The organism is Streptomyces sp. NPDC058525 (assembly GCF_042719495.1).
GTDB lineage: Bacteria > Actinomycetota > Actinomycetes > Streptomycetales > Streptomycetaceae > Streptomyces.
The window spans coordinates 1-14,099 of record NZ_JBHXNP010000115.1 but is presented as its reverse complement, the minus strand read 5'-3'; the positions used below and the strand labels follow the sequence as shown (position 1 = coordinate 14,099).

The following is a 14,099-nucleotide window of genomic DNA, read 5'->3' as shown; positions in this document are numbered from 1 at the left end:
AACAACTGGCCGCGCGAGCGGTCCGGCGCGCTGCCGGGCTCACGGACCGGGAGATGCCGGCGGATGAACCCCACGCCGTCGGTCCCGGCACCCTCCTGGGTGCCGGGACCGGCGTCGTCGTGCGGGAACGCGACCAGGCGGGCGTGTTGGACGAGGTGACCAGGCTGCTCGCCCTCGGCGCCACCAGGGTGGACGTGGGCCAGGGACCGGGCCCGAGCTGGGCCGTCATGGCCGACCCCGAGGGCACCGAATTCGACGTCCTGCGCTCCCTGGCCCCCCAGGACTAGGGCCTGTCTCTCAGAACGAACTGGGCCGATTTCAGATCGCTGTGGGCAGGCCACTTGCCCAGCAGATCGCGGCGGGCCATGGTCCCGTGCACTGCGCCGAGGTGAGGGGGAAAGCTCCCCGTCTAATGGGGCACCCGCAGCAATCGCAGAGCAGCCTGGTGCGGGCGCCAGCGTCCTCAAGGGTCCGAGCCGCCTCGACAGCGGCTTCGAACCAGCCGGCCGCCTCGATCTCTACGGGTGCCTCGGCGAGCAGAAGCTTGCTGTTCCACAGACTGAGGCCGGTGACCGCCCGTATCGCACGGACTGCCTCCATCTTCCGGTCTCCAGCTCCTGTCAGCAGAACACGGAATCCTGGCTCCTCCACACACCCTCCCCGGCCGTCCACGAGCTGTCCGGCAAGTGAACCATCACGCAACTGCTGAGTGCCGCGGGCGGGTGGACGGTAGGCCTAGCAGGCTATTGCCGGATCCAGATCAGGATGGCGGCGAGGTGGAGGGCGGCCTGGCAGGCCATGGCGAGCTCCGCCGCCCACCCCCTCGAACCCCGAGGCGACAGCACCCGCGCCGCGACGGTCTCCCTCCCCGCACACAGCGCGCACCCTTCCGCTACCTCAAGGCCGGCGACTACTGGTTCGACGACGAGCACGCCGACCGGCACCAACAACCGCATCCACACCCGGCCCCGCCCCCGCGGCACTACGGCCGGATACCCACTCAGGTCACCCGCCCTGCGGCACGCACACCCGTGGCATCGCACACCGCGCCACAGACGGACCGGCCCACACCGCCGCACGCCTCGACTCCGTCCGTCAAACCGCCACGCCGCGCTCCTCCCCCGCCATCCTGACCCGGCTGGACCCCGGCGGTACTCCAGCGCGGGTGAGCGCAACTGCGGGCGCAGTTCACTGCGGCCGCGACCGCTGGGGGCTGCCTGGTCCGTGAAGTGGACTCGATCGGGGAGTCACTCACCGGTGCCCGGGGCAGGGGCGCGCTGAGCGGGCACGGATGCGGTGCCCCCGCGGGGACGCAGGCGGGGCCGATCCCGCCGGTTTCCGCTACCCCACCCCCGATGAAGGGAGAACGAACGCCTGCACTTCGGGGTCTCATGCTCGAATGATCGGCCGCCACCGCCACCGTGGGCAAGGCTTCTTCGCAGGTCAGGTGCATGCCGCTGCACAACAGCGATGCCCGCAGCGGGGAGTCACCTGTCGCCTGGCCGGGCGCGTTGCCGGTGCTCCCCCACGCTCCGCCACCGAGCACCAGTACATGTCTGGATGACCTGGCGACTAGGACTGTTGAGGCAACCTGGTTGTCACAGACGACGCATTCGACTTGTCACGAGTGCTCATTCGGCAGCCGTTCTGTTAGGGGTAGTTGCCTGGTGTCCGTGTGATTCGGGGGTGTCATGGGAGCGGGTGAACTCGCCACGACCGCTGTCGGGGTCTTGGCGGCTGTGATCACAGGGACAGCAACTGGCGTGGGCGAGCAGGCCGGGGCCGCTGTCGCGCAGGTCGTACGAGACCGGTTGGGGGCGTCGAATCGCGGTCGGGCCGCACTGGCGGATCTTGAGGATACGCAGGCATCCCCTGACAGGGGTCGGCGGGCCTGGGCGCCCTCTTCCCCCAGCACCCCAATGCGGAGATCCTTCTGTGCTTCCGGGCCTGGGCACCCAGCTGACCGTCCGCGTCCTAGCCGAGGTCGGTGACGACCACACCCGATTCGCCGACGCTTGCGGCCTCAAGGCCTGCGCCGGAGCCGCGCCGGTCACCCACGCTTCCGGCAAGATGAGCCACATCGGCCGGCGCATGGTCAAGAACGACCGCCTCAACCACGTCGGCTATCTCTGGGCGTTCTCCGCCCTCACCGCCTCACCCGGAGCCGGCGCCCACTACCGCGCCCGCCGTGAACTCGGAGACTGGCACGCCGCCCAACGCCATCTCTTCAACCGCCTGCTCGGACAGCCCCACCACTGCCTCCAGCACAACGAACGGTCCGACGAGAACACCGCCTTCCCCGCACCAGCCCTCACCGCAGTCGCGGCCTGGCCATCTGCTTCGCTGAGAGTGCTCACAGCTTCGGCCGTTGACACCCCGGTGAGGCAGACTGCCCGCCATGACAACCGCTGATCACGACGTACCGACCTCCTGGAGCCGCATCGGCACCTGGCTCACTGCGCACACCCGACGAGCCCCCGCGAGACCAGCGCCGACTGCCGCCCGCCTGGACGCGTTCGAGGCAGACCTCGGCCTGCCCCTACCCGCCGACCTACGGGCCTGGTGGCTGCTGCCCTACGTCACCGCGAGCTACTGGATTCCGGACGCGTTCGCCCCGATCTCGCTGGACGAGGCCCTGGAGACCCACGACATCTGGCTGCTGGTCGCAGAGCAGGAAGGCGACTCGTTCGACGAGAACGGCCAGCCTGAGAGCCGCTACCAGCGGGAGTTCATGCCGATCGCGTTGAGCCCCGGCGGCGACGGACTGATCGTCGACCTGCGCCCCGGTGACACCCACGGCGCGGTACTCCTCTGGGACCACGAGACGTGGATCCTGGACGTTCCCCAGTGGGCCTCGGTAACTTCGATGCTCCAGGACATCACCCACGCACTGGAGACCGGGACGCCGGTGTTGCTGAGTCACGCAGCCCTCGGCGGCTCCCAAGAACCCAGCACCGCCACAATCGACGACGCACTCGATCTCACCTGGCAACCCAGCACTCCAGACCGCTGATCAGACCCACCCCGCTTGACGCTCCTCGGCGATTGCCCGGCCGATGGTGGAGGAGCCGACCTCGTAGATGACAGCCAGGACCTGGTGGGTCAGCCAGAGCGAACGAGCCGCCGACCATCACAGCGGTGACACGACGTGACATCTTCACGTACCTGCGCGGGATATCGCGCCCCTGGTGGGGCAAAATGGACGAGGTTACGTTCCTGGAGGGCCTCTACGACTTGGACCGAACTCCAGTCGGGGACAGTCAGCTTCCGGCTGTCCGTGCCGATATCCAGCACCGGTTCAACAACCCGGGTCCTCGCCTTCGAGCTCTCCCCGGCGGCAGCCCGGCAGGTGACCGACAGCGCTCAACACCCGCCCGGCGCCATCTGCCCCGTCATCGCGGCCCCGGCGCCGCGGGCTCGGATACAGCTGGAAGGGCATCGACGCGAGGCGCTGAGCGAGAGTTGGCTTCATGCTTCGCCAGCACTGCGGCCACGCGGTGCTGGATGCGGCCAGCGGTCTCCGGGTGGCCATTGATGTAGGACCGGTACATGTTTGTGGAGAGCCGCATCTCCAGGAGGGCAGTGCGCTCGGCGTCGTCGAGCCGACGGATATTGGGCGGGAGAGGCTTGCCTTGCGATTCTTCAAGATGAAGTGCTGGCGCGAGAGGCAAACCGAAGATGTGGTCGGTAAGCAGGTCGACGAGACTGTCGGCGTGGTGCCGGGTGTCAGGAAAATCGATTTCGAAGACCCATCTGACGGGCCCGAACCCGTCGTATCCCACTACTGGCAGTCCCTTGAAGCCGGTGACAACCTGGGCGGGGGACATCCGGTGGAAGAGCGGAATGCGGCGTAGCAGCCCGCTGGTGCACCAGGCTCCCGTGTGCATTTGCCGGTTCCACTCCCCCGTGTTCCAGCGGGCTTCGAACGCAAGCTCCTGACGGCTCCAGGTGTGGGCCTTCCGCCACAGGGGCTGCCAGCCAGCGGCCTGGGTACTGTCCAGGACGCCTCGTTCCGCGTTCCGCCAGGTTCCGATCGGTAGGCCTGTCAGCCACAACGAGGTCTCCTGGCCGGCCACGTGGAGTTCAATGCCGCGCTTCGTGTACTTGGTGACTCGGAGGCCAAGCAGGCCGCTGACTTCCTCTCCTGTTTCGTCGCATGCGGGGAGGAAGCGACTCAAGATTTCCTTTGCCCGCTCCTCACTCTCCACCTCAAGTTCTAGAGAGTCCGGAAGCGGGCACACGCGCCGGATGCCGAAGGTGTACTCGGTGAGCTGGTGGTGGGTCTTGAGTAGTTCATCGAAGATGGCCGCTTCGAAGTTGCTTTGTTCCCGCCCTTGAGCGGCCGGGAGCGGTGCTTGGTCTGGCCGGAGGCGGGCTCGGGCGTTCTCGAAGGTCTCGTTCGTGTAGCAGCAGCGGCGTGCGGCGATCCGGCTCAGGAGGTTGCGCATGGGAGGGTCCCTAACTCGTACCGGCGGCCCTCGGCACGGCGTATAGATGCCGTTCCCATTGATGGTCTGATGCTTCGTTGTGAAGTCGTAGCTGAGCTCGTCCGCCTTCTGCTTCGGACACCAGCTGGGCCGCGGTGTCTGAGGAGGCGCGGCTCTCCACTGGCCGCTAGCGGCAGTCTAGTGCTCAACCGGGACAACGACGGGGATGTTGTGCGTGGCATGTCGTTCAGAATCTCGGTCGTCCGTCATCACACGATGCCAAGTTCACTGACAACCGAAGCGCTGAGCATGCGACTGGCACCGTCTCCGTCATCATCGCGACCCGGCGCCGCGGACTCTCGCACGAAAGACATTGACGCGGGGCGCTGAGCGTCAGGTCCTGTTCCCTGCGGGCAGCTGAGGTGTGGTCAAGCTGTGTGAGTAGAACGCCGTGACCGATCTCACTGGACTTTGACCGGGGTCCGCCACGGCCCGGCACGGTGGGACCGGGAAGCTGGGGGCTGGTGTCAGCCGGGTACGGCGGGCCCGAGTGCCGGCAGGGTCGAAGGGCCCGTACTCCACGCGCGTGCGTGGAGTACGGGCCCTTCTGTGTTGCTCAGTCATACAGATAGGACGTCCACTCAGCGGTGCTGGCGGCGGCTTCCAGGGTGCTGAGCTCGGCGGCGGCTTCGAGCTGCCGGGGGTGGTTCAGCCGGACCAGGGCTTCGTGGGCGGCCGTCAGGGTTTCCCGTGCCTCCTCGTGACGGCCGAGGTGCCGCAGGACGACGCCCAGCTCGAGCCGGGCGGTCTCGCTCCAGAAGGACATCGGGTTCGCCGCACGAAGGGTCAGCACCTCACGCAGCGGGGCTTCCGCCTCGCTCCACCGGCCGAGCGCGGCCAGGTCGTTGCCGACGTTCTGGCTGACCAGGGCCAGGTAGGAATTGCTCACTCCGGTCGGCCGCCCCGGGATGCCCGCCCGGCAGAGCGTCTCGCTGCGGCGGTGGATGGCCAGTGCCTCCTCAGGCCGACCGTCCATGTGCAGGACCTGGCCCAGCGCATTGAGGGCGGTGAGTTCGGCCAGCCTGCTATCACCGCAGGACAGCCCGGCGAACTGGGCGACCGACGACCTCAGCCGGGCGACGGCCTCCCCGATCCGACCGAGCCGTTGGAGCGCCCCCGCGCCGTACCCCAGAGCCCAGCCCACCTGGAGCTCGTCGCCCGCCTCCCGGGCCGCCTCCAGAGCGGTGTCCGCGGCGGCCAGCGCTCCGGCGTAGTCGAAGACGCACATGTTGCGGGCCCAGGCGAGGTAGTTCAGCTGCACGGCCACCTCACGGGTGCTGCCCAGCACCCGGGCGGAGTCAGCGGCCCGCCGGAACACCTCGGCCCACAACTCCCAGTCCATGGTGGCGTCGGAGAACCAGTGCATCGCCTCCGCCGCGTCGACGACCTGCCGGTGACGGCCGGTCGACTGGGCGTGGCGCAGGGCCCCGAGCCACTGGGCCCGTTCCTCCTCCAGCCAGACCCGGGCCCGGTCGCGGCCGACCGGCGCGGTGGCCGGGTCGGGGTCGCCTTCCGCGTCACCCTGCTCGGCGGCCGACCCGTACTCGGCCTCGAAGTGCAGGGCGGCGGCGGTGGCCCGGCGCAGCGTCCAGCGGGCGGCCCGGTCCTCGGCGGCGGCGACCTCCTCGGGCCCGTCCTCCTCGGCCAACTGCTCTGCGGCGAAAAGGCACAGGAGGTCGTGGTAGCGGTAGCGGTCAGCAGTGGGGTGGGACTGGAGGAGGCCGGCGTCGACCAGGTCCTCGGCACACCGGGCGGCCGTGCGGGTGGGCAGGTCGGCCAGTAGGGCGGCGGTCTGGGGGCTGAAGTCGGGGCCGTCGGCCAGGCAGGAGCGTCGGAAGACAGTCTGTGCCTGCGGGCTCAGTTGCCGGTAGGAGAGGGCGAAGGCGGCCCGGACCTCGAGTGAACCGGCCTTCAGGGTGTCGAGGCGACCGCCTTGTTCGGCGAGTTGGGTTGCGAGTTTGGTGATGTGTTCGGTGGGGCGGGCTGCGAGGCGTTGTCCGGCGATACGGACGGCGAGGGGGAGGTGGCCGCAGAGTTCGGCGAGGTCGCGGGCGGCTTGTGCTTCTTGTGTGATTCGGCGGGCGCCGATGATGCGGGTGAGGAGTTCGACGGCTTCTTCGCGGCGGAGCAGGGCGAGTTCGGTGCGGTGGACGGCTTCGAGGCCGGCGAGGGCGCGGCGGCTGGTGATGAGGGTGAGGGAGGCGCCCTCCCCGGGCAGCAGGGGCCGCACCTGGCCCTCGTCCGCGGCGTTGTCCAACAGGAGCAGGACGCGTCGGTCGCGTAGGAGGGAGCGCAGGAGGCCGCTGCGGTCATCGGTGTCGGCGGGTACGTCGGTGGCGCCGAGGGCGCGTAGCAGGCGGGCGAGGGCGTCGCGGGGTGGGGTGGGTTGCAGGTCCATGCCGCGCAGGTCGAGGTGGAACTGCCCGTCGGGGAAGTGGGGTGCCAGGGTGTGGGCGGCGTGCACGGCGAAGGCGGTCTTGCCCAGGCCGGGCTGCCCGCAGACCACCGCCACCGGCGGATGGTCGGGGTCGGACTGCTCGGCCAGGGCCGCCAGCCGCGCCAGGGCGGGCCCGCGGGCGGTGAAGTCGCGCAGGTCGCGCGGGAGCGCGAGGGTGTGGCGGAAGGAGCGGTCCGAGGCGGTGGCGCCCGCCGGACCGGCGCCCTCGGACGGCCTGGCCGCCGGCTTCCCCCCGGCCTTCCCCGTCGGGCCGCCGCCTTCAGACGGCCCGACCGCCGGCTTCCCACCGGCCTCCCCCGTCGGGCCGGCGCCCGCGTACGAGCCGGCCGCCGGCTCACCCCCGGCCCGGCGCGCGCGGGGCCGTCCCCGGCTGGCGGCCCGTTCCAGTTCCTCGGTGCCGCTCGCGTCCAGCCCCAGCGCCGCGGCCAAGGCCGCGACGGTGCGCCGCTGCGGCCCCCGGGACCGGCCGCGCTCCATGTCCGACAGGGCCCGCACGCTCACCCCCGCCGCGTGCGCCAGCTCCTCCTGGCTCTGCCTCGCGTCCGTGCGCAGGCGGAGCAGATGCTCGCCGAATCCGCCGGTGACCGGTGTGTCCGTCCCCATGCCCGCGTGTGTCCCCCCGGTGCTGCGCGGACCGGCCGGTCCGCCGGTCCTTTCATCCGGCAAAAGTATGCCGGACCGTACTTCTGCCGGTGGAACTGCCTGGTCCGGATCGGCCGGCCGCGGTTGGCTGGGGCGACCCGGGAGTGAGCCCGACCAGCCCCCGCCCGGGGCCGGTCCGTCACCGCTCCGCCCGCGCTCCCGCATGCGGCTGCGCGCCGGGCGCGGGGGACCTCCGTACACCCGGTCGCCGCCGTACCGCGCCCGCGGACGCCGGCGGCCGCTTCTACCAGGGGAATTTCACTATGAGAACCAGTGGTACCGCGCCCCGTACGGGCGCCGACCGCCGTGCTCGCCTGCTGCGCCTGCTCGCCCTGCCGGCGCTCGCGCTCCTCGTCCTGGCCTCGGTGCTGACGGCTCCCACGGGGGCGGTGGCGGCGAACAGCAAGTACGGGAACGCGCGCTACCACCAGTGGTCGTTCGTGACCTCGCACAACGCCTACGCCAACAACGACATGCACTGGCCGTTTCCGCCGAACCAGTCGCAGAGCATCAAGGAGCAGCTCGAGGGCGGGGTGCGCGGACTGATGCTCGACACGTACGACTCCAAGGGCACCGGTCCCGTCCAGCTGTGTCACGGCGGCACGTCCCTGTGCTACGAGCAGTTCAACTCCGCGCTGCTGACCGTCGTGAACTTCCTGCAGAAGAACCCGCAGGAGGTGGTGACGATCTTCCTGGAGAACTACGCGAGCCGCGAGACGCTCAGCAAGACGGTCACCGACCTGCTGGACGCCAAGGGCGCCGGCAAGATGCTCTTCGACCAGAACGACTGGGGCATCTTCAGCAGCAACTGGCCGCGGCTGAAGGACATGGTCTCCGCCAACCAACGCCTGGTGATCTTCCAGGACAGCTGGGGCGACGTGGCCGCCGGCTCCGGCACCCTGATGAACACCTGGTCTCACACCGTGGAGAACCGGTACAGCTACGGCCTGGGGCAGCCGTTCGGCTGCGAGTCGCGGAACGGCAATCCGCTCAACACGAATCCGATGCCGGGGACGACCGGCCTCACCCCGCTGTTCACCATGAACCAGTTCAGCTCGGACAACCCCGACAAGAAGTCCTACGCCAAGATCGACAACGGCACCCACCTCAAGAGCCGGATCGAGAAGTCGTGCCGGCCCGCCGCGGGCGGCCGCAACCCGAACTTCGTCGCGGTGGACTACTACCAGCTCTCCGACAACTCGGGCCTCACGCCCGTGTCGGTGGTCGATGAGCTCAACCGCGACAACTACGCCTTCGAGCCCGACCCGGCGGTGTGGACCGTCAACGACGCCAAGCAGTACGTCAGCACCTACGGCACCAACCGCTGCATGGTGCGCGGCGACGCGTTCTCCGACGGCTCCGGCGGCCTGGTCACTCAGCGGGCCTGCGCGAACCCGGCGCCCAGCAGCCACCAGTGGACGGCCACCAAGCCGAACTACGACGGCAAGGGCTATTACTGGATCAAGGCGGGCAACGGCTCCTGCCTGACCGTCCCGTACAACAACGGGACCCCGCCCGGCGACGGCACGCAGCTCTTCTGGTGGCCCTGCGAGACCAAGTGGTTCTCCGGCAGCCAGCTGTGGAACGTCATGCCGACCAACACCGACAGCAAGGGCCAGTCCCACGGCTACTACTTCGTCAACCAGTGGACCGGCAAGTGCCTGACCCTGGACCCCGGCACATCGACGGCCAAGCCCGGCAAGGTCACCCAGGCCGCCTGCCCCAAGCGCTGACGGCGGACCGGCATACGACCGGACGGCCGGTCCGGCACCGCACAGGGTGGTGCCGAACCGGGCTGTTCCCGTGTCCGCCAGCGGTACGAGGCGCCGAAGCAGCCGGTCAGCAGGTCCAGCAGCAGGCAGTTGCCCGCCGGGACAGCCCAGGGGGTCACCGGAGCAGCTGGCGCGGTTCAGCGCAAGGTAGCCCCGGACAGCCTCAGGACCGGCCCCACTGAGTCAGCGGGAATCCGTTGCGTCGTCCTCGGCTGGGCCGGGGGCTGCCGTGCTGTCGGCGGCCTGGCCGGCGGCTCGTTCCTCGCGGAGTTCTTCGGCGACGTCGTAGGCCCGGCCCGGGTCGTAGACGGTGACCGAAGTGCCAGGGCTGTACATCGCGTGTGCCCGGGGCGTGTACCGATGGCTTTCGACGCCACGTTGGGCGGCTATGCCGTCCACCTCGCCGACGGGTACCCGCCACAGCTCGGCGGTGTGGGCCAGGGTCCACCACTCGTCCGGACGCAGGAAGTCTCGCTTGACCTCCGTCTGACGCTCCACCGCCACCTGGAACTGGCCGAGTTGCTCGGTCAACCAGCCGGTCAGCGCCTGCGCGTCGACCCGAGAGAGCGGTGTGGACCTCGCCGGTTCGCACTCCAACGTCTCGCTGTCGGTATGCAACACCACCTTGATCGACTGTCGCTGCCCCAGACTCAGTCGCTCGATGACGACGACTCGCTGCAGATCAGCCATCGCCATGGTCGACGAACGCAGAAAGCGGGCGATCACGACCTGGGCCGGAGTTCCCAGGGGGCGGAGCTCGACCCACCGCACCGTCAGGGAGACCGTGACGTACATCATGGCCACGGTGAGCACGATCACTGCGACCACCGTGAGCGCCAGCAGGACCCAGAAACTGCCCCAGAAGAGTGAGTTCCCCGAGATCACGGCGGCCACCAGAGCGGCCAGCAGAAGTGGGGCTGCGACCACCGGCGGGACCATGATGCTCCCGCCGAGCGCGGCAGCCAGCTCGCGGGCCCTGCTGGGCACGAACAGCAGCCGCCACCCGGCTGTCACGGGTGACACAACTTCCGCCAGCGGGCCGGGATGCTGAGTGTCCATGGCTCAAAGGTAGGATCCGGCAAAGGAGTTCGTAAGGCCACAGCGAGCCGTACCGTCTCGAGGACGAGGACGAGGACGAGGACCGCAGGCGACAGCGCGTCAGCCGGCCAGGTAGCGCCGGCCTGGCCCGGGGTGGACCGGCGCGGCGCCCGCGGTGCCGGGGATCCCGCCGAGGTATTCATCACCTGCGCGACGGCAGCTCCGGCGGCGCCTTCGTAAAGCTCGACGTGGGTGGCGACGCGGTAGAGGGCGACGTTCTTGCTGCTGAACGCGGTGAACAGGGCGTTGCCATCGGCATCGGCCGAAGCTGTGAGGCGTGTTCGTCGGCCTGGTCGAGGAGATTGGGGACCTGGTGACCGGCCGATCCCGTTCCGGCGCTGTCGGAGTGTCACACCGGCACGGGCACCGGGCTGGGGCACGATCGAGGCCTCCTCCTAGGCGTGGGAGCCGCGGTGGAAGCCTCTGCTGTCTCGAACGCGACGCCCGAATCGGCTCCGGGCAACGGTTGGCGGGACCGGCTCCGCCGGTACGCGGCCGCCCGGATCATCCGCCCTGGTCTCGCGAGGGCCCCCTACGACAAGGCGATCCTCCTCGCCTGCGTGAGCCTGGCCGGTGGCTGCCTGGCCCTCACCCTCTCCGGCATGGAGCCGCTCGGGTCGGAGGCGTTCGTCGGCGTCAAAGGCAACCGACGGCTTTCGCGTGCGGGCACCGTATGCCTCTTCGTCACCCTCGCGACGGCCCTGTGGGCCCTGGGCATCGCCGCGATCGCGGCGCGCCGCCCCCGTTGGTGGCTGGCGGCGGTCGCCGTGACCTCGGCCGCGGTCGTCGGCTGCCTGCATGTCAGGATCTGGCGCCTGGCACGGATGACGAGCCACTTCCTCACGCCCTACCCGTCGGTGGACTTCGGCGTCGACGCCGTACCGCCGTGGGCCCTGTACACGGCGTCGCTATCCGTGCTGGCCGCGGCGGCCGTGCTGCTGGTCCCCCTGCGTCGGCTCACCGCCCATCCCGTGCGCTACGCGATGGCCGTGACCGTTCCCGTGTGGGCGGCCCTGCTGTTGTGGGCGATGCTGCCGCACCATCCGAATCCGCTGCCTCCCATGCTTCACGTCAGCGATGCGGTGAAGGAGCAGCTGACATCGCCACCGTCGGCCGTGGGCCTGGACCTCCTCACCAACTTCCTGTCCACCTCCTTGCTGGGCGGTCTGGGCGTGCTCGCGCTGATCGCCGCGCGGGAGGTCGCCGACGCGAACGTCACACTGCGCGGACCGCGGCCCGCGGACGGCCCACTGAGGTCCGCACACTGCTTCCGGCGCTCGTGCTGGGCAAGGTCGTCTTCCTGGCGTTCGGGTTCGCCGGGGCGTTCGGTCACCGCCAGGTGAACGAGACCTGGGACCACGGCTCCTGGGCCCAGTGGGCGACGGCGGGAGGCCTCGTGCTCGCGGCGTGCCTCGTCTACACGCGGACCCGGACCCGTCCGCTCGCGGCAGGTCACCTGGGCCCGGTGACCACGCTGCTGGTCGTCGGTCTCGGTCTGCCCAGCCTGGTCTACGTAGCGCTGCCCTTCTTCCAGGCGGTGGGCACCACGCTCCGTCCCGGTCGGTGGCAGGACCCGGTCACCCGTCGGGTCGAGGACGCCGTACCCCACCTGGCGCACTACTCCCCGCTGGCTACCGTCGTGGCCGCCGGAGTGGTTGGGGTCGTCCTCCTCGCCCGGAGGGCCCGGACGGACGGCGCCGTCCTCGCGGTGAGTTCCTTCCTGGTCGGCCTGCCCTTCGCTATGCAACTGGCGCTGTGGAACCCCGGGGAGCGGGCAGGGCGGGAACTGGTGTCGGTCACCCTGCTGGACGCCGGGGTCACCGCCGCGGTGATCGCAGTGCTGGCCCGCGGCGCGGTGCGGGGGCGCGCGGTGCGCGGGCGCGCGGTGCGCGGGCGCGCGGTGCCGCAGCCGCAGCCGCAGCCGCAGCCGCAGCCGCAGCCGCACCAGTTGCTCATCGTCCTGCTGGCATCGACCCTCCTGGCGTTTTCCCTGGAGGGGTTCATCCCGGAAGCGGTGCAGTCGGAGCTGTTCGCCTACCTCCTCCTCGTCCCGGTGGTCTGGCGGTTCGCCGTGGACACACGCGACGAACGGCAGCGCCCGGTCGGTCGCGTCGTGCTCTCGATCGCGGCGTGGAGCGTCCTGCTGGCGGTGAGCGCCCTCGCCCTCGCGGCGGGGTTCGACCAGGACCAATGGGGCACGGAGCAGCGTCCGCAATGGCGCCTGATCGCCGTTCCCATGGCGTTCGTGCTGCTCTGCCGAAGGGTGGCGGCGCCTGCCCGGCCCTCGCCGGGCTGGCTGGCCGCACCGCCGTCCGGGACCCGGCCGCCCGAGCCGGTGCGCGTCTACCTGGTGGGAGCGCTCGTCGGTCTGTTGCTGGTGGGCGCCTGCGCCGACGCCCTGCGGAGGTCAATCGCGGTGCCCCAAGTCGAACGCGGCCGGTACCGCGTGTCCACGCCCCTGCCCGCAGGCTGGAACCCCTTGCCCTGCCAGGCGGCGCCCGACGCCGAGATCCTGGCGCTCGTCCTGCCGGTGAGGAAGACGGGCAAGCCCGACAGCTCGGCGGTGGTCCTCGCGGGGAACGGCCGCCCCGGAGCGCTGCGCGCGAGGGCCGAGCAGTGCGAGGGGGTCAAGACGGCGGTCGAGCGCGTCTGGGAGGACCCCGGATGCACTGGCGGTCCGTCGGCGCTCCTGCGCCCCGTCGAGGTCGCCGGGATGAAAGGCGGCGAAGTCCGCGCCGGTTCCCTGGTCATCCGCTGCGTCCGCTGGAAGGCCGGCACGGCCGATCGCTTCATCGTGGCCTATGACCTATCGGCCCCGGACCACGGAGTGCGTCCCACGGTCGACAAGGCGATCCTCGGGGTCACCTTCGAGGAGCCGGGGCAGGGCTCTCCTGCCCCACCCCGCAACCCGTGATATCCCGCACGCGCACCAGCCCCGGCCCCGCGAGTACCTCGTGCAGTTGCTGGAACACCTGCCGGGCGGCCGCAGCGTTCAGTGTGAACGCGGCGTACTGCTATCAGGGGACATGTGCACCCTGCGGGCGACCCGGCTCGCGGGCCCGGACTGCACCCTCGTCGTCCCCTTGACCACGGTCACCGCGATCCTCCGGCAGATCGCGGACCGGGAGCGGGTCGCGACCGCCTCTGTCAGTATCCGTGCTGCCTGCACAGGCCCAGCTGCTCCCGCCTCCCCGGAGGGAGAGGCTTTCACAACGGGCCCGGGGATCAGCAGGCAGCGAAGGCTCCTACGCTTCGATGAGCTGGAGCCGTTCAACGTCGAAAGGGTCAAACCCCAACGAGGGCAGCATCTCGGTCACCAACCCCATCGTAGAGCGAGCACCAGGTCCTCTGCCCGAAGGGCAGGGCCGCTCTGGGCGACGGCCGCACGGAACTCCGCAGCGTTCCGAAGTCCAGCCACCCGCCGCCCCCGAAGTGGCCATCGCACCGCGGTCTCCTGGAATCCACGTCGGTGCCTGTCCTGAACCTCGACCGCGCATCTGGCATAACGCCTATAGAGGCCAGCTCGACCTCGAACGCCCCGGAGCCAGGACCCCAGCCGGGGTCCTGGCCCGCGTCGGACAACGCATCCTTGCCCTGACCGCAGCCATCTGGCACATCCGCGCCACCGGAACACCGGAACAC

General features: G+C 70.2%; 8 protein-coding genes and 4 pseudogenes. 8 read left to right on the top strand and 4 right to left on the bottom strand.

Annotation, left to right across the window (positions count from 1 at the left end):
- Window positions 1–149 precede the first annotated feature (149 nt).
- Window positions 150–287: pseudogene (locus ACFWP3_RS35840) on the top strand (VOC family protein); the annotation flags it as partial.
- Window positions 288–318: 31 nt separating this feature from the next.
- Here ACFWP3_RS35840 and ACFWP3_RS35835 read toward each other — a convergent pair.
- Complete coding sequence (locus tag ACFWP3_RS35835) at window positions 319–651, bottom strand: ribosomal protein L7/L12 (RefSeq protein ID WP_384229656.1); 333 nt, start codon at window positions 649–651, stop codon at window positions 319–321.
- 1,267 nt (window positions 652–1,918) lie between these two features.
- On the opposite strand from ACFWP3_RS35835, the pseudogene ACFWP3_RS35830 reads away from it, so the two are divergent.
- The 3 genes and pseudogenes from ACFWP3_RS35830 to ACFWP3_RS35820 form a co-directional block, all read left to right on the top strand.
- Window positions 1,919–2,412 (top strand): annotated as a pseudogene (locus tag ACFWP3_RS35830) (transposase); the annotation flags it as partial.
- Entirely contained in the window at window positions 2,399–3,013 is a 615-nt protein-coding gene (locus tag ACFWP3_RS35825) for an SMI1/KNR4 family protein (RefSeq protein ID WP_384229654.1), read from the top strand. The pseudogene ACFWP3_RS35830 and the gene ACFWP3_RS35825, both read left to right, overlap by 14 nt.
- A gap of 125 nt (window positions 3,014–3,138) precedes the next feature.
- Window positions 3,139–3,294: pseudogene (locus ACFWP3_RS35820) on the top strand (hypothetical protein); the annotation flags it as partial.
- A 98-nt stretch (window positions 3,295–3,392) separates the two neighbouring features.
- On the opposite strand, the gene ACFWP3_RS35815 reads toward ACFWP3_RS35820, so the two are convergent.
- The gene (locus ACFWP3_RS35815; RefSeq protein ID WP_384229682.1) at window positions 3,393–4,448 is read right to left on the bottom strand and encodes a hypothetical protein; all 1,056 of its coding nucleotides are present in this window, start codon (window positions 4,446–4,448) and stop codon (window positions 3,393–3,395) included.
- A 595-nt stretch (window positions 4,449–5,043) separates the two neighbouring features.
- A complete protein-coding gene (locus ACFWP3_RS35810; protein ID WP_384229652.1) occupies window positions 5,044–7,548 on the bottom strand; it encodes a tetratricopeptide repeat protein in 2,505 nt (834 codons plus the stop codon).
- 302 nt (window positions 7,549–7,850) lie between these two features.
- Between ACFWP3_RS35810 and ACFWP3_RS35805 the strand changes: the two genes are divergently transcribed.
- On the top strand, window positions 7,851–9,320 hold the full coding sequence (locus tag ACFWP3_RS35805) for a phosphatidylinositol-specific phospholipase C domain-containing protein (protein ID WP_384229649.1): 1,470 nt from the start codon (window positions 7,851–7,853) through the stop codon (window positions 9,318–9,320).
- A gap of 222 nt (window positions 9,321–9,542) precedes the next feature.
- On the opposite strand, the gene ACFWP3_RS35800 is transcribed toward ACFWP3_RS35805, so the two are convergent.
- Window positions 9,543–10,418, bottom strand: a complete 876-nt coding sequence (locus ACFWP3_RS35800; RefSeq protein WP_384229647.1) for a hypothetical protein — start codon at window positions 10,416–10,418, stop codon at window positions 9,543–9,545.
- 452 nt (window positions 10,419–10,870) lie between these two features.
- On the opposite strand from ACFWP3_RS35800, the gene ACFWP3_RS35795 reads away from it, so the two are divergent.
- From ACFWP3_RS35795 to ACFWP3_RS35785, 3 genes and pseudogenes are all read left to right on the top strand, one after another.
- Window positions 10,871–11,800, top strand: coding sequence for a hypothetical protein (locus tag ACFWP3_RS35795; protein ID WP_384229645.1), 930 nt, complete (start codon window positions 10,871–10,873; stop codon window positions 11,798–11,800).
- Window positions 11,737–13,371, top strand: a complete 1,635-nt coding sequence (locus tag ACFWP3_RS35790) for a hypothetical protein (protein WP_384229642.1) — start codon at window positions 11,737–11,739, stop codon at window positions 13,369–13,371. Before ACFWP3_RS35795 ends, ACFWP3_RS35790 begins: the two co-directional genes overlap by 64 nt.
- 599 nt (window positions 13,372–13,970) lie before the next feature.
- Window positions 13,971–14,099 (top strand): annotated as a pseudogene (locus tag ACFWP3_RS35785) (IS982 family transposase); the annotation flags it as partial.

Coding starts and splice junctions, on each gene's coding strand:
- ACFWP3_RS35815 (WP_384229682.1), bottom strand. CDS start 4,448: ATGCGCAACCTCCTGAGCCGGATCGCCGCACGCCGCTGCTGCTACACG.
- ACFWP3_RS35805 (WP_384229649.1), top strand. CDS start 7,851: ATGAGAACCAGTGGTACCGCGCCCCGTACGGGCGCCGACCGCCGTGCT.
- ACFWP3_RS35810 (WP_384229652.1), bottom strand. CDS start 7,548: ATGGGGACGGACACACCGGTCACCGGCGGATTCGGCGAGCATCTGCTC.
- ACFWP3_RS35800 (WP_384229647.1), bottom strand. CDS start 10,418: ATGGACACTCAGCATCCCGGCCCGCTGGCGGAAGTTGTGTCACCCGTG.
- ACFWP3_RS35825 (WP_384229654.1), top strand. CDS start 2,399: ATGACAACCGCTGATCACGACGTACCGACCTCCTGGAGCCGCATCGGC.